The sequence below is a fragment of the Microbacterium foliorum genome (assembly GCF_003367705.1).
Taxonomy (GTDB): Bacteria; Actinomycetota; Actinomycetes; order Actinomycetales; family Microbacteriaceae; genus Microbacterium; species Microbacterium foliorum.
In genome coordinates, this window is record NZ_CP031425.1 from 282,721 (window position 1) to 304,293 (window position 21,573).

The 21,573-nt window shown below is 70.2% G+C and carries 19 protein-coding genes; 12 read left to right on the top strand and 7 right to left on the bottom strand.

Translation table 11 applies throughout. The features are described from left to right. Positions 1-16 precede the first annotated feature (16 nt). Positions 17-577 carry a MarR family winged helix-turn-helix transcriptional regulator gene (locus tag DXT68_RS01355; RefSeq protein ID WP_045253097.1) on the bottom strand — a complete coding sequence of 187 codons (561 nt, stop codon included), beginning with the start codon at positions 575-577 and terminating at the stop codon, positions 17-19. A gap of 150 nt (positions 578-727) precedes the next feature. Between DXT68_RS01355 and DXT68_RS01360 the strand changes: the two genes are divergently transcribed. From DXT68_RS01360 to DXT68_RS01370, 3 genes are all read left to right on the top strand, one after another. Next, the gene (locus DXT68_RS01360; RefSeq protein ID WP_230111798.1) at positions 728-1,177 is read left to right on the top strand and encodes a MarR family winged helix-turn-helix transcriptional regulator; all 450 of its coding nucleotides are present in this window, start codon (positions 728-730) and stop codon (positions 1,175-1,177) included. A gap of 72 nt (positions 1,178-1,249) precedes the next feature. After that, the gene (locus DXT68_RS01365; RefSeq protein WP_045253098.1) at positions 1,250-1,579 is read left to right on the top strand and encodes a DUF7882 family protein; all 330 of its coding nucleotides are present in this window, start codon (positions 1,250-1,252) and stop codon (positions 1,577-1,579) included. A gap of 123 nt (positions 1,580-1,702) precedes the next feature. Then, on the top strand, positions 1,703-2,923 hold the full coding sequence (locus DXT68_RS01370; RefSeq protein WP_045253099.1) for an MFS transporter: 1,221 nt from the start codon (positions 1,703-1,705) through the stop codon (positions 2,921-2,923). 219 nt (positions 2,924-3,142) lie between these two features. Here DXT68_RS01370 and DXT68_RS01375 read toward each other — a convergent pair whose 3' ends face one another. Beyond that, entirely contained in the window at positions 3,143-3,895 is a 753-nt protein-coding gene (locus DXT68_RS01375; protein ID WP_045253100.1) for an SDR family NAD(P)-dependent oxidoreductase, read from the bottom strand. Positions 3,896-4,101: 206 nt separating this feature from the next. Here DXT68_RS01375 and DXT68_RS01380 point away from each other — a divergent pair, with 206 nt between their 5' ends. From DXT68_RS01380 to DXT68_RS01405, 6 genes are all read left to right on the top strand, one after another. Then, entirely contained in the window at positions 4,102-5,043 is a 942-nt protein-coding gene (locus DXT68_RS01380) for an ABC transporter substrate-binding protein (protein ID WP_174233183.1), read from the top strand. After that, complete coding sequence (locus tag DXT68_RS01385; protein WP_244268196.1) at positions 5,040-6,083, top strand: FecCD family ABC transporter permease; 1,044 nt, start codon at positions 5,040-5,042, stop codon at positions 6,081-6,083. The genes DXT68_RS01380 and DXT68_RS01385 overlap by 4 nt, the downstream gene beginning before the upstream one ends. Before the next feature lie 89 nt (positions 6,084-6,172). After that, complete coding sequence (locus tag DXT68_RS01390) at positions 6,173-7,168, top strand: FecCD family ABC transporter permease (protein ID WP_244268195.1); 996 nt, start codon at positions 6,173-6,175, stop codon at positions 7,166-7,168. Beyond that, positions 7,161-7,997 carry an ABC transporter ATP-binding protein gene (locus DXT68_RS01395; RefSeq protein WP_045254479.1) on the top strand — a complete coding sequence of 279 codons (837 nt, stop codon included), beginning with the start codon at positions 7,161-7,163 and terminating at the stop codon, positions 7,995-7,997. The genes DXT68_RS01390 and DXT68_RS01395 overlap by 8 nt, the downstream gene beginning before the upstream one ends. Further along, positions 7,994-8,845 carry a siderophore-interacting protein gene (locus DXT68_RS01400; protein ID WP_045254478.1) on the top strand — a complete coding sequence of 284 codons (852 nt, stop codon included), beginning with the start codon at positions 7,994-7,996 and terminating at the stop codon, positions 8,843-8,845. Before DXT68_RS01395 ends, DXT68_RS01400 begins: the two co-directional genes overlap by 4 nt. Before the next feature lie 89 nt (positions 8,846-8,934). Beyond that, a complete protein-coding gene (locus DXT68_RS01405; RefSeq protein WP_052677756.1) occupies positions 8,935-11,358 on the top strand; it encodes a beta-galactosidase in 2,424 nt (807 codons plus the stop codon). Positions 11,359-11,365: 7 nt separating this feature from the next. On the opposite strand, the gene DXT68_RS01410 is transcribed toward DXT68_RS01405, so the two are convergent. After that, positions 11,366-12,256 carry a helix-turn-helix domain-containing protein gene (locus DXT68_RS01410; protein ID WP_045254517.1) on the bottom strand — a complete coding sequence of 297 codons (891 nt, stop codon included), beginning with the start codon at positions 12,254-12,256 and terminating at the stop codon, positions 11,366-11,368. An 89-nt stretch (positions 12,257-12,345) separates the two neighbouring features. On the opposite strand from DXT68_RS01410, the gene DXT68_RS01415 reads away from it, so the two are divergent. After that, a complete protein-coding gene (locus tag DXT68_RS01415) occupies positions 12,346-15,309 on the top strand; it encodes a DUF5107 domain-containing protein (protein WP_082068950.1) in 2,964 nt (987 codons plus the stop codon). 59 nt (positions 15,310-15,368) lie between these two features. Here the strand turns inward: DXT68_RS01415 and DXT68_RS01420 are convergent, their stop codons facing one another. Beyond that, complete coding sequence (locus DXT68_RS01420; protein WP_045254477.1) at positions 15,369-16,397, bottom strand: YdcF family protein; 1,029 nt, start codon at positions 16,395-16,397, stop codon at positions 15,369-15,371. A 126-nt stretch (positions 16,398-16,523) separates the two neighbouring features. Here DXT68_RS01420 and DXT68_RS01425 point away from each other — a divergent pair, with 126 nt between their 5' ends. After that, positions 16,524-16,973 carry a hypothetical protein gene (locus tag DXT68_RS01425; protein WP_052677755.1) on the top strand — a complete coding sequence of 150 codons (450 nt, stop codon included), beginning with the start codon at positions 16,524-16,526 and terminating at the stop codon, positions 16,971-16,973. Between the two features lie 140 nt (positions 16,974-17,113). On the opposite strand, the gene DXT68_RS01430 is transcribed toward DXT68_RS01425, so the two are convergent. Next, the gene (locus tag DXT68_RS01430; RefSeq protein ID WP_045254476.1) at positions 17,114-18,328 is read right to left on the bottom strand and encodes a trans-sulfuration enzyme family protein; all 1,215 of its coding nucleotides are present in this window, start codon (positions 18,326-18,328) and stop codon (positions 17,114-17,116) included. Between the two features lie 112 nt (positions 18,329-18,440). Between DXT68_RS01430 and DXT68_RS01435 the strand changes: the two genes are divergently transcribed. Then, positions 18,441-18,884 carry an Lrp/AsnC family transcriptional regulator gene (locus DXT68_RS01435; RefSeq protein WP_045254475.1) on the top strand — a complete coding sequence of 148 codons (444 nt, stop codon included), beginning with the start codon at positions 18,441-18,443 and terminating at the stop codon, positions 18,882-18,884. A 55-nt stretch (positions 18,885-18,939) separates the two neighbouring features. Here DXT68_RS01435 and DXT68_RS01440 read toward each other — a convergent pair whose 3' ends face one another. Together DXT68_RS01440 and DXT68_RS01445 are read right to left on the bottom strand one after the other, a co-directional pair. Continuing rightward, positions 18,940-20,349, bottom strand: a complete 1,410-nt coding sequence (locus DXT68_RS01440) for an aldehyde dehydrogenase family protein (RefSeq protein WP_045254474.1) — start codon at positions 20,347-20,349, stop codon at positions 18,940-18,942. Beyond that, complete coding sequence (locus DXT68_RS01445) at positions 20,346-21,401, bottom strand: homoserine dehydrogenase (RefSeq protein WP_045254473.1); 1,056 nt, start codon at positions 21,399-21,401, stop codon at positions 20,346-20,348. The genes DXT68_RS01440 and DXT68_RS01445 overlap by 4 nt, the downstream gene beginning before the upstream one ends. Positions 21,402-21,573 lie beyond the last annotated feature (172 nt).

Here is a 21,573-nt window from a genome sequence, read left to right on the forward strand (position 1 = left end):
CCGAGTCGGAGTCGGGCTACTCGCCCGACTCCGATTCCGACTCCTCGTGCGAACGGATGACGTCGCGCAGCTCCTGGTCGAGGTCGCTCGCCTCTTCGATCGCCGAGGTCATGCCGGCGAGGAATCGTGTCACGACGGCGCGCTCGCGGTCGCTCATCTCGTCGACGAGGGCGAGCATCCGACGGTGCATGGCGCCGAGGGTGTCGCGCACCTCGTCGTCGCTGCTGACGGTGGGGACGACGACGCCGGCGCGTCGATCGGTCGGGTGCGGCTCGCGTCGGGCGTGCCCGCCCTTCTCGAGTCGGTCGATCAGAGTCGTCGTGGACGCGGTGGAGATGTCGAGCATGCGAGCGATGTCGATCGGGCGCACGATGCGTCCGGCGCGCTGCTCACGCAGCAGGAATCTCAGGGCGACCAGGTCGGTCTCGTTCATCTTCATAGAGATGCGCGTGCGCGCACGCATGGCCGTCTCGGCCGACCTGTAGCGACGCAGCAGGTTCAGCACGTCGACAGTGCTGGCGGATTCGGCGTCCGGATACCAGTAACCGGAACGGGTGAACTCGTCGGAGTTCTCCATCACGCCACCTCCTCGTCGGTGCTCAGAGCCTGATCGGCGCAGGCCTCTATCTTGGCACCCGCGCCGAGATAGTGCGTACAGATATATAGCTAGCTCACCTGGTTACGTGGCTTTCGAGTAGTAGCATGGAAGTTTGACAGGGGGTGTCGCATGAAGATGAATATCCACGTCCGCACGGCGAAGACCGACCTCGTCGCCCGTGTCGATGAACTCCGCCGTGCGGAAGCACAGCTCGCGCGGCGACTCGCGGCGGTCCGCGCACCCAATGACACGGACCGCGAGGCGATGCGCTACATCGTCGACGCCCCGGACGATGCGCCGGCGACGCCCGGCGGACTCGCCGCCCATCTGAACGTGAGCACCGCAGCGATCACGAGCCTGCTGCGTCGCCTGCAGGAGCGCGGGCAGATCGTGGTCGCGCCGCATCCCGACGACGCCCGTTCGAAGGTCCTCCGTGCCTCGCTGCGCGACCTCCACTCGCCCGCCGATGAGCTCACTCAGCGGGTCGAGGCGATCGCGAGCGAGTTCACCCCCGAGCAGACCGAAGTGGTGGGTCGCTTTCTGCGTCGTCTGATCGAGGAGATCGGCGAGATCCCGTGAGTCCGACTTCCGTTTAGCTAGGTAACCTAGTAATCTATCTATCATGCGAAGTCTTCGCGTGAAGGAGAGATCATGGGCTACTTGACATACGGGAACACGGCCGAGCGCATCGAGATCGACGATCAGACGCTCACTCATCTGCGCATGGTGGCGATGACCAAGCTGCGGCGGAACGAGTCGTTCCCCCTGACCCTGGAGATGGCTGACGGCGTGATCGAGACGCTGTGGGTGCACGCCTCCATCCCGCTCCGGATCGCGATGGATCGGCCGTGCGCGATCGACCGCGACATGGTCACGGCGATGATGCACGCCGCGGGGTCGGCGGGCGGACTCGACCTCACGCGCGAGGAGTTCGCCTCCGCGGTGTCGACGCGACGGTCCCTGCACGCGATAGGAGCATGACGGGGGCGGAGCACGTCCCGCCGGTGCCGCTCGGTGACGCGGATGTCGGAGTGTCCGGGTCGTTCGCGGCGAAGCGCATCTCGGTGAACTCGGCGGTCTGCCGGAGCGTGTAACGTCGTCGACATGACGACTGTCGAATCGATTCGATCCGCCGCGCCCGATCGCGCCACGGCGCGAGCGCGCATCGCCGTCTCGGCGCTGTTCTTCACCAATGGGGCGCTGTTCGCCAACATCCTCCCGCGGTACCCCGAGATCAAGACGGCGCTCGAGCTCGACAACGTCGGCTACGGATTCGCGATCGCCGCATTCCCGGCAGGAGCGATCGCCGCCGGCCTTCTCTCCGCGGTGCTCATCCGCCGGTTCGGTTCCGCACGCATCGCGGTGTTCGACACCATCGCGACAGCCCTCGGGCTGTTCGCCGCGGCGCTGTCGCCCACCGGCATCCTGTTCGCGGTCGCCCTGCTGTGCGGGGGCGCGTTCGATGCGATCACCGACGTGGCGCAGAACGCGCATGGCCTGCGCGTGCAGCGTCGATACGGTCGGTCGATCATCAATTCGTTCCACGCGATCTGGTCGATCGGCGCGGTGGTCGGAGGAGGCATGGCCGCGGCGGCGATCGCGCTGCAACTCCCTCTGGGCGTGCATCTGGGAATCTCGACCGCGGTGTTCGCGGCGGTGGCGCTCACAGCACTGCGGTTCTGCCTGCCCGGACACGATGAGGCGTCTGAGGCTCTGGCCGTGGCCGCACCCGCTGAGGCCGCGTCGACGGTGCGCCGGGGTGTCAGCCCGCGAATCGTACTGATGGTGATCGCGCTGACCCTGATCGCCATGGCCGGGGCGATCGCCGAGGATGCGGGCAATTCCTGGGCGACGCTCTATCTCTCGGAGTCGCTCGGCGCCGCCGCCGCGATCGCGCCGCTCGGCTTCATCGCCCTCGTGGGTGCGCAGTTCATCGGGCGGATTCTGGGCGACGGGCTGACCGACCGCTTCGGTCAGCGCGCCGTGGCGGTCGTGGGCGGACTGATCGCGGCGGGCGGCATGACCCTCGCGCTGATCTTCCCCAGCGTCCCCGGCACCATCGCGGGCTTCGCGGCGATCGGCTTCGGGGTCGCGACCCTCATCCCCGCCGCCATGCACGCGGCCGATGAGCTGCCGGGTCTGCGGCCGGGGGCAGGGCTGACGATCGTGTCGTGGCTGCTGCGACTGGGATTCCTGTTCTCGCCGCCGGTCGTCGGATTCATCGCCGACACGCAGAGCCTGCGGGCCGGACTGATCGTCGCGCCTGCGGCGGCCATGGTCGCCGTGCTGCTCGCCGGAGCCCTGGCGGCGCGAACGTCACGGTGATCCCGGATGGCCTGGATCCGGGCCGCTGACGTGTCGTTCCTGGTGCCGGATGCAGGTGCCGGATGCAGGAGCCGGGCACGGATGCAGGGCCGGGTGGCCGGTGTGATCCTGCATCCGTGCCGGCATCCTGCATTCGGCCGGAGGTACCCGGCACCTGGCACCCGGAGATGCCCGGCACCGGCACCGGGCACCCCGAATCTGGCACCCGGCATCCGGAACTCAGAGGGCGGTGTAGCCGCCGTCGACGAGGTGGTAGCTGCCGGTGATGAAGCTGGCGGCGTCGCTCGCGAGGAACGCGATGAGGTTGGCGACCTCGTCGGCCTGGCCGAGGCGTCCGATCGGGTGCTTGCTGACGAGGAACTCCTTCGCCTCGTCGCCCATGGTCGCGAGCAGCGGGGTGTCGATGAATCCGGGACCCACCGAGTTCACGCGCACGCCGTGCGCGGAGTACTCGAGGGCGGCCGACTTGGTCATGCCGACCACCGCGTGCTTGGCCGCGACGTAGGCGGGGGAGCCCGCGAATCCGACGCTGCCGAGGATCGACGCGATGTTCACGACCGAGCCGCCGCCGTTGGCGAGGATCGACGGGATCTGCGCCTTCATGTTGCGGAACACGGCGTTGAGGTTGATCGAGATGACCTTGTCCCACGCGGCGTCGTCGTACTCGGCCGTGGGGGCGGATGCTCCGCCGATGCCGGCGTTGTTGACGCCGATGCGCAGCGGGGCGAGCGAGTTCGCGAGCTCGACCGAGGACGCGATCCACTCGACGTCGGTGGCGTCGCCGACGGAGGCCTCGGCGATGCCGCCGGCGGCACGGATCTCCTCGACGACAGCGGTCGCGTTCTCCGCGTTCAGGTCGTTCACGACGACGGATGCGCCGTTGCGGGCGAGCAGCAGAGCGGTCGAGCGACCGATTCCGCTTCCTGCTCCCGTCACGATCGCCGAGCGGTTCGAGACGTCGTACTGAGCCACGGGTGGCTCCTCTCCTGGACGGTCGCGGTGCCGGGAGATCTTCTCGGACGGTCCGTCCTCCTTTCCAGGGTACGCCTCCTTCCGACCCAGATGGATGCGCGTGAATGGATTTTCCGGATACCGAGTTCTCTTCACGGATGCAGGTTTGTTAGCCTTACCTAACCGGCTCCCCCGCCTCGTCCGCAGATCCCCGAAAGGTCTTCGTCGTGCCCGCACGCCTCCGTCGCCCCCTGTTGTCCGCCCTCGCCGTCTCGGCGACAGCCCTCCTCGTGCTCACCGGATGCTCCGCCCCCGACGCGGCCCCCGCCGATGCCGCCGCCCCCACTGAGCCGGCCGGCACGCATACCGTCGAGCACGCACGCGGAACCACCGAGGTGCCCGACGACGTCGAGCGCGTCGTGACCCTGGAGCCGCTGGAACTCGACACCGCGGTGGCGGTCGGCATCACGCCGGTCGGCGCGGCGGTCGCCTCGAACGTCGCGAGCACCCCGGCCTACCTCGGTGTCGACGGCGTCGAGAGCGTCGGCACCGTGCCCGAGCCCGACCTCGAGGCCATCGCCGCGCTCAAACCCGACCTGATCCTCGGCACGGAGGCCCGCCACTCGGCGCTCTACGAGCAGCTCTCGGCCATCGCCCCCACGGTCTTCATCGAGACCCAGGCCGACCCGTGGCGCGAGAACGCGCAGCTCATCGGCGAGGCGCTGAACCGCGACGACGAGGTGGCCGACCTGCTGACCGCCGTCGACGAGAGGTGCGAGAGCCTCAGCGACGAGTACGCGGTCGACGGCGAGACGGCGCAGCTGATCCGTCCGCGCGACGAGACGACCCTCAGCCTGTACGGCCCGGTGTCGTTCGCGGGCAGCCTGCTCGAGTGCGTCGGCTACACGATCCCGGATCAGGACTGGGCCGACGGCCTGCAGGCCGACATCTCGCCCGAGAACATCGTCGACGCCGCGGCCGACAACGTCTTCGTGACCGCGGCCGACGTCGACGACGAGTCGGCGATCCCCGCCGCGCTCACCCAGAACGCGGACGCCTTCGGCCGGGTGACGCTCGTCGACACCGCCTACTGGGTCTCGGGCGTCGGACCGAAGGGCGCGCAGGCCGTGCTCGACGACATCGAGAAGTACCTCGAAGCGAACCGGTGACCGCGGTCTCCGCAGCGGGACCGACCGCGGCCCCGCTGCCGCGACGGGCGGCACGGGCAGCGACAGGCACGATCGTCCTGTGCGGCGCTCTCGTGCTGGCCGTGCTGCTCTCGCTCACCGTGGGGGCGAATCCGCTCTCGCCCGCCGCGGTGTTCGACGCGATGGCCGGTCGCGGCACCACTGAGACGAACTTCGTGCTGTTCGAGCTGCGCATCCCCCGCACCGCGGTCGGCCTCGTCGCGGGAGCCGCTCTGGGCGTCGCCGGCGCGCTCGTGCAGGCCTTCACCCGCAACCCGCTCGCGGACCCCGGCATCCTGGGCGTCAATGCGGGAGCAGCGGTGGCGGTCGCGCTCGGGGTGGCATTCCTCGGGCTCCGCGATGCCTCCGAGTTCATCTGGCTGGCGTTCCTCGGAGCGCTCGTGGTGACGGTCGCCGTCTACCTCGTCGGGTCGGCCGGCCGCGGCGCGGCCGACCCTGTGCGGCTCACCCTGGCGGGAGTGGCCCTCGGGGCCGTGCTGTCGGGCATCACCACCGGCCTCACGCTGAGCGACCCCGACGCGTTCGACGCGATGCGCAGCTGGAACGCGGGCTCGCTGCTCGGCAGCGGGCTCGACGACCTCGTCGCGGTGCTCCCCTTCGTGGTCGTCGCGCTGCTGATCGCTCTCGTGCTGGCGGCGGGCCTGAACGCGGTGGGGCTCGGCGACGACGTCGCGCGCTCCCAGGGCGCCAACGTCGTCGGCATCCGCATCGGCGTGATCGTGGCGGTCACCGTGCTGGCCGGCGCCGCGACCGCGATCGCCGGGCCGATCTCGTTCGTCGGGCTGATGGTGCCGCACGTGATCCGGTGGACGTTCGGGGTGGATCAGCGACTCATCATCGCGCTGTCCGCGGTGCTCGCTCCCGTGGTGGTGCTGCTCTCCGACGTTCTGGGGCGAGTGATCATCGCGCCGGCGGAGGTGCCCGTCGGCATCGTCACCGCACTGGTGGGCGCGCCGGTGCTGATCGCCCTCGCCCGACGCGGGAAGGCGCGTGCACTGTGACCGTCCTCCGCCGGCCGTCCCTCCGCACGCCGTCCTCCCATCCGTCTCCCCTCAGAGCCCCCCGCCGCGTTCTCGTGCGGATCGGCCCGGTGGCGCTGCCTGTCCGGGTGCGCAGCCTGCTGGTCGCCGCGATCTCGCTGCTCGTCCTCGCCGCGCTGTTCGTCCTGTCCCTGGGACTGGGGTCGTTCCCGCTCGCGCCCGACGAGGTGGTGCGCATCCTGCTCGGAGGCGGGGAGCCGATCGACCGCACGGTCGTCTGGGACTGGCGGATGCCGCGGGCCCTGGCGGCCATCGCGGTGGGCGCCCTGCTCGCGATCGCCGGTGCGCTCTTCCAGACCGTCACCCGCAATCCGCTCGCGAGCCCCGACATCCTCGGACTGTCGAACGGCGCGTTCACCGGCATGCTGCTCGCCCTGGTCTTCGTCTCGTCCAGCCTGCCGGCCCGCACGATCGGGGCGCTGTGCGGAGGGCTGGCCGCCGCCGCGGTGATCTGGCTGCTCGCCGTGCGAGGCGGCGTGCAGGGGTTCCGGCTCATCATCGTGGGCATCGGCGTCTCGGCGATGCTCGCCTCGCTGAACACCTGGATGCTGCTGCAGATCGAACTCGACACGGCGATGTTCGCCTCGGCGTGGGGCGCGGGATCGCTCAACGGGGTGACCGCTGCGGGCCTGGGCGCGGCGGTGCTCTGCGCCGTGCCGTTCGTGGTCGCGGCCGCGCTCCTTCCGCCGCGCCTGCGCCAGCTCGACCTCGGCGACGATGTCGCCTCGGCGACCGGATCCCGCCCCGCGCTGGTGCGCACCCTGGCGCTGCTGATCGGCGTGGTCCTCGTCGCGGCGGCCACCACCGTCGGTGGTCCGATCGCGTTCGTCGCCCTGGCCGCTCCGCAGATCGCCCGCCTCGTGGCGCGCACGCCGCATCTGTCGCTCGGACTCGCCGCTCTCGTCGGCAGCGTGCTCGTGCTCGCCTCCGACCTCGTCGCGCAGCACGTGCTGCCCGTCACGCTCCCCGTCGGCGTCGTCACCGTGTCGGTGGGTGGCGCCTACCTCGTCCTCATGATCATCCTGGAGATCCGCCGCCGTGCCTGACCTCGACAGCCCTCGCGCCCACCCCGACCCGGACTCCCGCCTGCACGCCGACGGGATCACGCTCGCGTACGACGGATCCCCCATCGTGCACGATGTGAGCGTGGCGATCCCCGACGGCTCGTTCACCGTGATCATCGGGGCGAACGCCTGCGGAAAGTCGACGCTGCTGCGTGGCCTCTCACGACTGCTCGCGCCCGCGGCGGGCGAGATCGTGCTCGACGGGCGCGCCATCGCCTCGTACCCGGCGAAAGAGGTGGCGCGTCGGCTGGGGCTGCTGCCGCAGAGCGCGAGCGCTCCCGACGGCATCACCGTGACCGACCTCGTCGCCCGGGGACGGTACCCGCACCAGAGCCTGTTCCGGCAGTGGTCCGAGGCCGACGAAGACGCGGTGCGTCGCGCGCTCGCGGCCACCGGCACGACCGACCTCGCGGCGAGATCCGTCGACGAGCTGTCCGGCGGTCAGCGGCAGCGGGTCTGGGTGGCGATGGTCCTCGCCCAGGAGACCGACCTGCTGCTGCTCGACGAGCCCACGACCTTCCTCGACGTGGCGCACCAGGTCGAGCTCATGGAGCTGTTCGCCGAGCTGAACGACCACGGGCGCACGATCGTCGCCGTGCTGCACGATCTGAACCATGCGGCGCGGTACGCCTCGCACATCATCGCGATGCGGGCCGGTCGGATCGTCGCCGAGGGTGCTCCCGCCGAGGTCATCACGAGCGAGCGGGTGCGCGAGGTGTTCGGGCTCGAGAACATCGTCATCGACGATCCGGTCACCGGAGGGCCGATGGTCGTCCCGCTCCGCGTGCCCGCGAGGAAGGATGCCGGATGAACGCCGAACGCCCGTGGGCCTACAGCGCCTTTCCTGTGGAGGTGCGTGAGACGCGTCGACTGAGCCCGGGGTTCATCCGGATCACCTTCACCGGCGACGCTCTGGAGCACTTCGCGAGCTGGGGCACCGACCAGCGCATCAAGCTGGTGCTGCCGATGGCCGACGGCTCGCTCGCGGACTTCGGTCTGCTCGACGAGCCCACCCCGCATCCGTCCGACTGGTACACCCGCTGGAAGAGCCTGCCCGAAGGTGAGCGCAACGTGCTGCGCACCTACACCCCTGCCGGGATCCGGGCGCAGGTGCGCGAGCTCGACGTGGACTTCTTCCTGCACGAGCCCGCGGGCCCCGCATCGCAGTGGGCGGCACGGGCGGTACCCGGCGACCGCGTGGTGATCACGGGGCCGGATCGACGGATGGGCTGGACGGGGTACGGACTGCACTGGCATCCCGGTGAGGCGACCCGGTTGCTGCTCGTCGCCGACGAGACCGCCTTCCCCGCCGTGCGCGGGATCCTGCAGACGCTCGGCGAGGCGCACCGCGTCGACGTGATCCTCGAGTGCGCGGACCCGGCCGACGACATCGTCTCGGCGGATGCCGGTGCTCGCGCCGACATCCGACTCATCCGCCGTACGTCCGGCGACAGCTCCGAGCTGGAGCGGGCGGTGGCGCGCTGGAGCGACGAGCACGGTGAGAGCGTGCGCGCCGATCCGGCCTTCTACGCCTGGATCGCGGGGGAGTCGGGGGCCACCGCCCGGGTGCGCCGCCTTCTCACCGCCGAGGCAGGCATCTCGAAGGAACGGGTGTCGTTCCTCGGGTACTGGAAGGTCGGCGGTCCGCTCGTCGGGTGACGCGGCCGAACCGCACTCCCGGCGCTTCGTCCAGGCGCGGCATCGGATCGTCATGGATCGCACGGGGCCGACGTCCTATCGTCGAGGGGATGACCACGTTCGACGACGCCCCGCAGACGCCGCCCGCACCGTTCACCGTCGCCGTCTCGGCGTCCCCGGCCGTGGTGCCCGCACCGCTCGAGATGGGTGACGACGACACGACCGTGGAGCGCCTCCAGCTGACCTCGCGCTTCGTGACGCGGAACGGTGAGCCGTGGATCCCGGTGATGGGGGAGTACCACTTCAGCCGCGACCTGCCCGAGAACTGGGAGCGGGAGCTGCGCAAGATGAAGGCCGGCGGCATCTCCGTGCTCGCCACCTACGTGCTGTGGATCGTGCACGAGGAGATCCGCGGCGAGCTGCGGTGGGACGGGCGGCGAGACCTGCGTCGGTTCATCGAGACGGCCGACAGGGTGGGGCTCAGGGTGATGCTGCGGATCGGTCCGTGGGCGCACGGCGAGACCCGCAACGGCGGCTTCCCGGACTGGCTGCAGGCGCTGCCGATCGGGCACCGCTCCGACGACCCGGCCTACCTCGCTGTCACGCGGCGGTGGTACGGCGGCATCGAGGAGCAGGTGCGCGGCCTCCTCCACACGTCGGAGAATCCCGAGGGGCCGATCATCGGCATCCAGGTCGACAACGAGCTCTACGACGACGGGCCGCACCTGGCGACCCTGCGCGCCCTCGCAGAGGAGGTCGGGATGCGGGCGAGTCTGTGGACCGCGACCGGGTGGGGCGGAGCGCAGCTGCCGCGAGGCCGCGTCCTGCCGGTCTACGCCGGATACTCCGACGGCTTCTGGGAGGAGTCGGACACGGGGTGGCCGGACTTCGGAGAGATGCACTTCACCTACAGCACGGTCCGCGACGACCTCAGCGTCGGTGCGGATGTGCGGGGTGCGGATGTGCGGGGTGCGGATCTGCGCGTGGCGGATCTGCGCGGCACGGCGGCCGAGGCGGATCCGGATGCCGGTCTCGGCACCGACGATCCCTGGCCGTTCGTGACCTGCGAGCTCGGCGGCGGCATGGCGGTGGCCTACCACCGGCGTCCGCTCGTCGACCCCGACGACGTGGCCGCCCTCGCCCTGACCAAGGTGGGCAGCGGATCCGCGTGGCAGGGCTACTACATGTACCACGGCGGCCTGCAGGTGCTCGGCGAGCTGTCGTCGACGCAGGAGTCGCAGGCGACCGGCTACCCGAACGACGTGCCGGTGCGCGACTACGACTTCTTCGCACCGCTGGGCACCGTGGGGGCGCAGCGCCCGCACTTCCACGCGCTGCGGCAGCAGCACCTGCTCCTCGACGCCTTCGGCGCGGCTCTCGCTCCCGCCGCGACGACGATTCCCGCGCGGGTCGACGGCGGCCCGCGTTGGGCGGTGCGCAGCGACGGCGACCGCGGATTCCTGTTCCTGAACAACCATCAGCCCGCGGTCGCCGCACTCCCCGACCTCGACGACGTGCACTTCGACGTGCGCCTCGGCGATCACGCGATCACCGTCCCGACCGCGCCGATCACGGTGCCCGCCGGCGCCTTCGCCGTCTGGCCGCTGCGTCAGATGTATCCGGACGTTCCCGCGCTCACCGTCACCGCGCAGCCGATCACGCAGATCACCGACGGCGACCGCACCGTCGTGCTGTTCGCGGCGAGCGAGGGGATCGACGTCGAACTGCAGGTGGAAGGGGTGGATGCCGTCGCGATCTCGGGCGCCGAGGTCCGCCTGCAGGACGGCGTGGTGCATGCCGTCCCGTCCGTGCCCCCGGGGCTCGACTGCGAGGTCGGGATCGGCGACACGACCCTGGTGTTCCTCGACAGGGCCACCGCCGAGAGCGTGTGGCGCGGCGATGTCGCCGGCCGCGACACCGTGATCCTGTGGGCGGGCGGCGGATGGTTCGACGACGACGGCTTCACCGCCGTGCTCGGTGACCGCGCCGGTGCCCTCGGGGCCTTCCCCGCCCTGCGAGGTCGTGATCTCGAACCGCTCGCCGCGGAAGGATCCGTCTTCTCGCGCCGGGCGGTCGTGGGCGGGGCTGCCCCCGTGCCTCTCGACGTGCCGGCCTTCAGCGAACGACCGACCGTGCCGCTGCGCACCGGGGGGCCCGCCGGCAGATTCTCGGCACCCGCCGACGACGACTTCGCGGATGCCGCCACGGTCGAGGTGCACGTGCCGAGAAGCGCGCTCGAGACCGGCGACGGCGAGCGGTCGGTGCTGACCCTCGACTGGACGGGAGATGTGATGCGGGTCATGATCGGCGACAGCCTGATCGCCGACCAGTTCTGGTACGGACGCCCGTTCGAGATCGACCTCACGCCGCACCGCGAGGCGCTCGCCGCACAGCCGCTGACCCTCCGCGCGTTCGCCTGGGCGGCGGACTCCCCGGTCTACGTCGACCCGCGGGTGCGGCCGGTCGGCGGCGAGGATGTACTGGAGATCCGTTCGGCGGTGGTGCGTCGCACCGCGACCGCATCCTTCCGCTGAGCGCGCGTCACCCCTTGTGCTGGGCGCGGTAGGTCGTGGGGTTCATGCCGTGCACGCGGCGGAAGTGCCGGGAGAAGTAGAGCGGGTCGCTGTATCCGACCGCCGCGGCGACCTCGGTCACGGTCGACGACGTCGTGTCGAGCAGAGTGCGCGCTCGCGCCATCTTGACGGCGGTGTGGAATGCGCCAGGGCCCCCTCCGGTCGCGCGCCGGAACATCGCGCTCAGGTGCGACGAGGACAGCCCGACCATGCCGGCGAGCTCTGCGACCGGGATGTTGCTGTCGACGCGGGTCTCGAGGAACCGCATGGCGCGCTCCAGAGGTGATCCCTCCGCGGGGAGGATGCTGTCGGCGGCCAGGCGCGTGAGCAGGTGCCACGCCACCCCCGAGGCCGCGAGCAGCTGTGCGGGTGACACGCGTCGTTCGAGGTGGCCGACGAGCTCGTCGAAGAGAGCGACGGCACCGTCGACGGCGCGCAGCCGGGTGAGCGGGCGGGGGATGCCGAGCAGGGGACCGGTGAGCTCGGGCACGTCGGTGCCCCGCACGTGCATCCACCAGATCGTCCATGGATCGTCGAGCGACGCCCGGTAGTCGTGCGGTACCCCCGCGGGGATGGTCACGCAGGCGCCGGGCGTCATCGGATGCTCCTCGTCGCCGAGGCGCACCGTCCCTGAGCCTGCGACGCAGAGGATCACGATGGTCTCGGTGGCACCCCGCGCGCGAACCCGGCGATGGCCGGACGCGGTGGGGAAGTACCCCGCGTCGGTCACCAGGAGCCTGCGGGTGACGGCTCGCGAGAGCGCCGCCTCGACCTGGGGTCGCGGCACGACGCACAGTCGCTGATTGCGGAAGCCGTCGGGCCGTCCGCTCGGCTCGGGTCGAATCACTGTTTCGTCCATGATGTTCCTCGATCTCACCATAGCTCCGCCCGCGCCGCCTTCGTAGCGTCGGAGGTGACCCGCCGAGGGTCATGACGAGGAGGCCGACGATGATCGAGGAACCGACCTCCGCACACGCGGATCACGAGAAGCTCGTGCTCCCCGAGCCGCCTGCCGAGCTGCTCGCCGCGCTCGATCGCGGCGAGGCGGTGGCCTGGCGGCAGCCGCTCGCGATCCGCACATACGAGGCGGATGCGCCGAGCGTGTATCCGATGTACCTCGATCAGCGCGTCTATCAGGGGTCGAGCGGTCGGGTGTATCCGCTGCCCTTCACCGAGGGCGTCGCCGACGAGGCGGTGGTCCGCGAGTGGGATGCCGTGCACCTCGAGAACGAGTACGTGCGGCTGGTGGTGCTGCCCGAGCTCGGCGGTCGCATCCATGTGGGCTATGACAAGACGAGCGACTACGACTTCTTCTACCGCAACAACGTCATCAAGCCGGCACTCGTCGGTCTCGCCGGGCCCTGGATCTCGGGCGGCGTCGAGTTCAACTGGCCGCAGCACCATCGCCCCGCCACCTACCTGCCGGTGGAGACCTCGATCGAGGTCGGCGAAGACGGCACGGTGACGGTGTGGTGTCACGATCACGACCCGTTCGCCCGCATGTCGGCGCAGCACGGTGTGCGCCTGCGCGCGCACAGCTCGGTGGTCGAGCTCGCCGTGCGCCTGCACAACCGCACGGACGAGCGGCAGTCGTTCCTGTGGTGGGCGAACGTCGCCGCGCGCGTGCACGACGACTACCAGTCGTTCTTCCCGGAGGACGTGGGCTACGTCGCGGACCACGCGCGTCGCGCGCTGACGCGGTTCCCCGCCGCCGATCGCGAGTACTACGGGGTGGACTACCCGGGGCTGGCCGCCGAGCATCCCGGTGCCGATCGCATCGACTGGTATCGCAACATCCCGGTGCCGACGTCGTACATGATCGTCGACAGTGCCCAGGACTTCTTCGGCGGGTACGACCATGCCGCCGGGGCCGGGTTCGTGCACTGGGCCGAGCGGCGGGTGTCGCCGGGCAAGAAGCAGTGGACCTGGGGGGATGCGCCCTTCGGGCACGCCTGGGACGCGCAGCTGACCGACGGCGACGGGCCGTACGTCGAGCTCATGGCGGGCGTCTACACCGACAATCAGCCCGACTTCACCTGGATCCTCCCCGGCGAGACGAAGGTCTTCACGCAGTACTGGTACCCGATCCCGGGCATCGGCGTCGCGCACCAGGCGACACCGGATGCCGCGGTGCACGTCGACCGCGAGGGAGAGATCGAGGCCTCGTTCGCGGTGACCGCACAGCAGGCGGGGGCCACCGCGCGCATCCTCCGCGGCGACGCGGTGCTCGCCTCGCGGACACACGATCTCGTGCCCGGGGTGCCGCTCACGGTCGCGGCCGAGAGCCCGGACGGACTCGACGAGGGAGACGACCTCAGGGTGGAACTGCTCGGCGCCTCCGGGCAGGTGCTCGTGCGCTGGACCCCGTCGATCGCCGCGGCCGAGGAGCCGTGGGTTGCCGAGGAGCCGCCGCTCCCCGACGACATCGACTCCGTCGAGGAGCTGTATCTGACCGGTCTGCACCTGAGTCAGTATCGACACCCCACACGTTCGGCATCGGGCTACTGGAACGCCGCCCTGCAGCGGGATCCCGGTGATGTGCGCACCAATCTCGCCCTCGCCGACCGCGACTACCGCGCCGGCGACTACGGTCGCGCGCTCGATCGTGTCGACCGGGCGCTGGCTCGGCTCACCCGCCGCAACGCGAATCCGGCCGATGCCGAGGCGTTCCACCTGCGGGGCCTGATCCTGCGCCGACTCGATCGCCGCATCGAGGCCGAGCAGGCCTTCGGCAAGGCCGGGTGGGACGGAACCTGGGCGGCGGCGTCCGGGCTCGCCCTCGCCCGATCACTCGCCTCGCGTCAGCAGAACCGCGCGGCGCTGCGCGTGCTCGACACCCTCGACGGCATCGTCGGCCACGACACCCGCAGGATCGCGCTGCGGGCCATCCTCCAGCGGCGGGCGGGAGAGCACGCCGCGGCCGATGCGCTCGTCGCCGACGCCCTGGTCGCCGATCCGCTCGACGCGACCCTGCGGGTGCTGGCCGGCCGCCAGATCGCATCCGATGCGGGGCTGATGCTCGATGTCGCTCTGGACCTGCGCGACGCGGGCGCTCTCGACGACGCACTGCGTGTTCTCGGGGATGCCGTGGCACTGCCCGTGACCGCGGGCGGCAACGTGCGCCCGATCGCCCACTACCTCGCCGCGCAGATCCACCGCAGCCGGGGTGACGACACCCGGGCCGCCGACGAACGTCGCCGCGCTCGCGAGGCCGACCTGACCTGGGCGTTCCCGTTCGGGCTCGACGCGCTCGACGCCCTGGAGGCGGCGCTGGCGGTCGACCCGGACGACGCGGTCGCCCACTCGCTGCTCGGCATGCTGCTGTACGCGCACGGCCGGCGTCACGCGGCGACTGCGCACGGGGAGCGGGCGATCGCCCTCGGTCGCGCGGATGCCGTGCTCCTGCGCAACGCCGCGCTCGCCGCCTACAACATCAGTCATGACGATGCTCGCGCGCAGGAGCTGTACGAGCGCGCGATCGCCGCCGCGCCGCGCGACGCCCGACTCCGTTACGAGCAGGATCAGCTCGCGGCCCGCGTGGGGCGCCCCACCGCGCAGCGACTCGACCGCCTGCGCTCCGTGGAGGATCTGGTGCTGACCCGCGACGACTTCACGATCGAGTACATCCGGCTGCTGGTGGCCGAGGGCGAGGCCGAGCGCGCCCACCGCATCCTCCTCGAGCGTCGCTTCCGCCCGTGGGAGGGGGGAGAGGGGCAGGCGCTCGCCGCGTGGGATGCCACGCACGACGCGCTCGGCCTCGCGCGCGCCGACCCGCCGGCGTCGCTGGGCGAGGCCAGGGCGCAGTACACACCGCCGGCCGCCCGCCGCGACGACGGCTCGACGGACTACTTCGCGACGAGTCTTCCCGAGCTGCTGCTCTTCGCCAGGGAGACCGGCGACGACGGGCGGTGACGTGCGAGGGCGATGAGCTGCGGCGACAGCCCCGGGATCCCGTCAGCGGTGGGCCTGGTTCAGAAGCGGACGAACGAGAGGAGAATGGCCGCGAGAAGTGGCGCCATGAGCGTCGCGAGTGCGATCGTGTTCAGCAGTCGGTGGTCGCGCAGCAGGGCGAGGTACTCCCTGAGCAACGCGCTGGGGAGGTAGTACCGGGCGGTGCGGGCGCCGATCGCATGCCCCGTGATGCCGAGGGTGCGAAGCAGCGTGGCTGCACGGAAGGCGTGATAGTCGCTCGTGACGGCCAGCACGGGGCCGGTGATGCCACGGTCTGCGAGGAGCTCTCGCGTGAGCGTGAGGTTCTGTTCTGTGGTGCGGGAGGCGCTCTCGACGAGCATGCGCTCGGGTGGGGCGCCGATCGATGCGGCGAACTCGCGCATCGCGGCGGCCTCGCTGCGCGGCTCATCGTCGCCCTGTCCCCCGGAGAGCACCAGGACGGCGTCGGGAAAGCGTTGCAGGGTGGTGACCCCTAACCGCACTCGCTGCGCGAGCAGGGGCGGAACGCTTCCATCTGACCGCAGCCCCGACCCCAGAGCGATCACTGCGGAAGGGGCTGGAGCCCGTCGCGCGAGGCGGGAGTAGACAGCGGACCAGCAGAGATAGGCGACGAATCCCATCCCGATGTAGCCGACCGGGCCGATGAGGAACACGAGGCCGACCGCCAACTCGACCCAGTCGGTCCGTACCGCGATGACGCCCACCGCAAGCAGGCCGAGCACTCCGACGCCTGCGAGCAGGGACAGCCGGTTGGCGAGCGACCCTCCCTCTCGTCTCATCATGACGATCCCGTTCGCGACCAACGTGCAGCCGAGGCCGATGCTGGCGAGCACGGGGACGAGCAGAAGCAGCAGCGCCCAGGTGATGTCGCGGATCTGGTCGGGAAGCGGAATCAGCACCGCGCCTGTGCCGACCAGGAGGTCCACGATCGAGAGGAGCAGGGACGTGCTGGCGATCGTGAGCAGGACACCCGGCAGCAGTCGCCGCGGGTCGCGAGTCGCGAGCACGATTCCCGTCACTGCGAGAACGACGGTGAGGAACGTGGACATGGTCTAGACGGTACCCGGCGGCGTCCGGTGGCTCTGTAGGCGAGGGGGTGAAATCATCCGCGGGTATGACCCGGATGCCCCGGCAGGCTGACGCGCGGGACGACGGCGGTGAGTGAGGGTTGAAGTATGAGTACATCTCGGCGCAACCTCCTCCGCCCGTTCCTAGCCGCGGCTGCTGCCGCGATCACGCTGCTCCCCCTCACCGCCTGCAGCGTCGTGAACCAGAGCTTCGGTGACGCCTGGTCGGTCACCTATCAGGTGGTTGTGGACCGGCCCCAGGATGTCGAGCTCACCGAGGTCGCAGTCGAAGGCGCGGAAAAACGAGGCGCGTCTCCGGAGGTGACCGATCTGGGGTCCCAGACAGCTCTTGCCTCCTCTGGCGGGGAGGGGGCTCTCTGGGAGCGGGAGGTGATCGTGCTCGCCGGGGATGACGCACGGGTGAGCGCGACCCCGCCGTCCGGCTCGATAGCCACGTGTCGCGTGATGATCGACGGGACGCGCGAGATCGCGACGGCGACCTCCGAGGCGCCGGGGGAGCCTGTCACCTGCAAGGTGGTCACCCCGGCCTTCGACTGACGCAAGCACCTGCCGGGAACGGAGAAGCACCTGCCGGGAACGGAGTGAGATGACGCTGGATGCACTCCCAGAGGGGAGATGCGGCAACGCGATGCTCTGTGTCCGGCGTCGCCACGCCTGACGTTCGGACGCGATCCTCGCTATCGCGAGTCGCGTCCGAACGTCAGTTCCAGGGCTTCGGAGAGGTCGGCGACCAGGTCGTCGGTGTCCTCGAGGCCGACAGAGAGACGGAGGTGCCCGAACTCTCGGAACGGTGCCGGGTAGGTGGCCACCCGGCCGCCGTCGGTGCCTGTGTGCACGATGAGCGAATCATCATGACCGAGCGAGAATCCGGACGTGATCAATCGGAGGTTCGCGACGAACCGGTTCTGCACATCGGGGGAACCGGCGACGGCGAAGGCCATCATCCCCCCGAAGCCACGCCCGCCGAACTGGCGTGCGGCGAGAGCGTGGTCGGGGTGCGATTCGAGACCGGGATAGTAGATGTACTCCACTCGCGGATCCGCCTCGAGCATCTCGGCGATCCGCAGCGCCGATGAGAAGTGCTGGCGAAGGCGCAGCGGCAGGGTGACGGTGCCGCGCTGGATCTGCCAGGCGTTGAACGGCGAGATGATGCCGCCGACGTCGACCATGGCGTCGGCCTTGATCGGCTCGATCAGCTCGCGACGCCCCGAGACGGAGCCTCCCATGGCGTCGCCGTGACCGTTGAGGTACTTGGTGAGGGAGTGCACGACCAGGTCGGCGCCGTCGCGGATGGGGCGGTAGAACGGCGGTGGCGAGAAAGTGGAATCCACCATCAGGATGGCGCCCGCGGCGTGGGCGATCTCGGCGACCGCGCTCACGTCGGCGACCTTCGTGGTCGGGTTCGCTATCGCCTCGATGCACACGAGCCGCGTCTCCGGACGCATCGCGGCCCGTACGGCGTCGAGGTCGGTGATGTCGACGAACGTCGCTTCGAGGCCGTACCGTCGTGGCAGCAGCTCGGTCCACAGCCGCCAGGTGGCCTCGTACACGACATCGCTCACGACGACGTGGTCGCCGACGCGCACGTGGGTGAAGAAGACCGCATGCAGTGCGGCGACCCCCGAGGCGAGGGCGACCGCGTCCTCTGCGCCGTCGAGCGCGGCCAGCTTCTGCTCGAGGGCCGCCTGGTTGACTCCGGTGTTGCGGGTGTAGAGGCCTGGTGCCGTGGCCGACCAGCTGATCTCGCTCGGATCATCGGGCAGCTGATAGGAGTTCGCCATCACGAGAGGCGTGCGCAGCGCCAGAGTCGAATCGAGCACATTGCCCGCGTGCACGGCCAGGCTGAGGTCGGACAGCGTGTGCGGATCCTTGCGGTCGGGGCGAGGGCTCATGGTGACTCCTTTGATGCGCACCGGGCTTCGGCGCCAACACCACAATAAGGTGCATAATAGACATGCGCAATTGCTGATAGTGCACAACCAGCGCCACTTCCGGGAGGTCACGATGGAGCGACTCCACCTCGATCAGATCGATCGCCTCATCCTCGCGGCACTCACCGAGAACGCCCGCATCCCTCTGGTGGCACTCGCGGCCCAGGTGCATCTGTCACGGAACGCGGTCAAGCAGCGCATCGAGCGCATGGAACGACAGGGCATGATCGGGGGCTACACGGTCGTCGCCGGACGCGCCGGCGGATCCGCGGTGTCAGCCGTCGTGATGGTCTACCGCAGTGACCGGATGCGCGGGGGTGGCGTCGTGTCCGAGATCGCTCAGATCCCCGAGGTGCGCCGATGCGACGTGCTCTCGGGCGACTTCGATCTGCTCGTCACGCTGGAGGCCGAGTCGATGGATCGGATCGGCGAGATCTGGGAGACGCTCGCCGCGCTGCCCGGCGTCTCGAACACCGTGACCGCGGTGTCGTTGACGCGGGTGGTCGATCGGTTCTGACCTCGCGGAGGGGCAGGGCATCCCCCGCGGACCCCTGCCCCTTCGCGAGGAGATCTCAGGTGGTGATGCAGGTGACCTTCGGCTGGGTCATCTCCTCGTATGCGAAGCGCACCCCTTCGCGGCCCATGCTCCCGTACTTCGAGCCGCCGAACGGCATGCTGTCGATGCGGTAGTCGGACGAGTCGTTGATCATGACCCCGCCCGCGTCGAGCGCGTCGGCGACCCGCAGCGCGCGGGTGATGTCCGACGTGAACGCCGCTGCATGGAGCGCGTACTCGATGCTGTTCGCCTCGGCGACGGCGTCGTCCTCGGTGTCGAATGGCGTCAGGATCACGACGGGGGCGAACGCCTCCTCCCTCCAGACCTCGCACGTGGGCGAGACGTTCTCGAGTGCGGTCGGCCAGTACACCGACCCCTCTCGCCGGTGACCGGCCAGCACACGAGCCCCCGACCGCACGGCATCGTCGACCACGCGCTCAGCATGCGTCGCCGCAGCGACCGAGATCATCGGACCCACGTCGGTCTTCGGACTGGCAGGGTCTCCCGCCCGGAGCATCGAGGTGCGAGCGGCGAAACGGTCGCGGAACTCGGCGTACACCGAGCGCTCGATGAGGATGCGCTGGGCGCCGACGCAGTTCTGCCCCGCAGCCCAGAAGGCGCCGGACACGCAGGCCTCGACGGCGGCCGAGATGTCGGCATCCGCGAACACCAGCACGGGGGCGTTGCCCCCCAACTCCATCGCCAGCTTCTTGAGGCCGGCGGTGCGGGCGATCGCCTCGCCCGTGGCGAATCCTCCGGTGAACGACACCATGCGGATGTCGCGCACGGCGACGAGCGCCTGTGCCACCTGCCGGTCTCCATGGACGACCGTGATGATCTCGTCGGGGAGTCCGGCCTCCTGCAGCACCTCGACGAGGAAGCGCGCGGTCAGGGGCGTGAACTGCGACGGCTTGAGGATCACGGCGTTGCCGCCGGCGATCGCCGGGCCGATCTTGTGGGCGACGAGGTTGAGCGCGTCGTTGTACGGCGTGATCGCGAGGATCACTCCGAGCGGCTCCCGTGTGTACCAGCCGCGACGGTTCGCGGAGCCCTCATACGCATCGAAGGGGATGACCTCGCCGTCGAAGGAGCGTGCGGTGTCGGCCGACAGCGAGATCGTGGTCACGGCGCGCATCACCTCCTTGCGCGCCTGAGCGATCGTCTTCCCCGCTTCGCGGACGATCAGCGTCGCCGCCTCCTCTGCCCGCGCCTCGAGGATCCGCGCTGCGCGATCGAGCACCTGGTGCCGAGTGAACCGCGACAGATCGCGCGAGAGCGAGGCGCCGAGCCGCGCCCTCGCCATGATCTCCTCGACGTCATCGACCGAATGCTGCGCGAGGTGGGCGATGACCTCTCCGTTGTAGGGATCGAGCACCTCCAGCAGAGGCGCCTGAGCCGCGGGGGCCTCGATGGTGGGCGCGCTCATCGCGCTGCTCCGACGAGCGCGGCCTGCTGGGCGTCGATCGCGATGATGTCCGACAGCAGCGCGTAGGCCGTCTCGAGGCGGCCGGCGCCGGGGCCCGACATCGTGACGGTGCCGAGCAGGTCGGTCGTGAACGCGATCGCGTTGGTCGCACCCGAGATCCCCGCGAGGGGGTGGTCGGCGCCCAGCGAGAGGGGCTCGACGGATGCCGTCACGGCGCCCGACTCGTCGCGCGAGATCGTGCCGAGGAGCTTCCAGTGCTCGCCGGCCGCCGCTGCGGCGATCACGTCGCTCGCGGTGATCCCGCTGATGCCGACGCGAGAGACGTCGGCGGTCGTGATCTCGGCACCGAGCAGCTCGTTGGCGAGGATCACCACCTTCAGCTGCACGTCGGATCCTTCGATGTCGGCGGTGGGGTCGGCCTCCGCATAGCCGAGCGCCTGCGCCTCGGCCACGGCATCCTCGAGAGACTTGCCCGACTCCATCTGACCGAGCACGAAATTGCTCGTGCCGTTGAGGATCCCCTGGATGCGGGTGATGCGGAGGCCCTGGAGGGTCTGCTGCGCCAGCCGCAGCACGGGTGTGCCGCTCATCACCGATCCTTCGTACTCGAATCGCACACCGTTCGCCTCGGCCAGACGATTGAGCTCGGTGCTCGCGAGCGCGACCGGGCCCTTGTTGGTGGTCGTGACGCTCTTGCCGCTCTCGAGGGCGGCGCGAACGTGCGAGATCGCGGGCTCGCCGTCGATCGGGTTCGTGTAGGTCGCCTCGACGATGATGCCCGCCGTCGTGGTGCGGATGACGTGGTCGTTGCGAGGATCCGCGTCTCCTCCCGGCATCCCGGCGAAGGTGGCGTCCCCCGTCATCGCGAGCACCGCCGCGAGGTCGATGCCGTCCGCCTGCATGAGGGAGCCGAACCGAAGATCCGTGATCGCCACGACTCTCAGGGTGAAACCGAGATCGTCGGCGAGGTCGGAGCCCCGGTCGCGGATGATCTCGGCGAGGGCGCGGTTGACGCCTCCGAAGCCGATGAGGGCGAGGTCGTGGTGAGTCACCGGGGTTCTCCTTCTTTCCGTGGGCTGTCGCAGGCGTCATCGCCGACCGACACGAGTCCATCCTCAGCGCGGGCGGTGTCGGTGCGCGCCTGTCAGAACCGCAGGGGACCCTGGCGGAATGTCAGCGTCCCGGCCGGATTGTCGGAGCTGGCGTCTGCAGGAGAGATTCCGG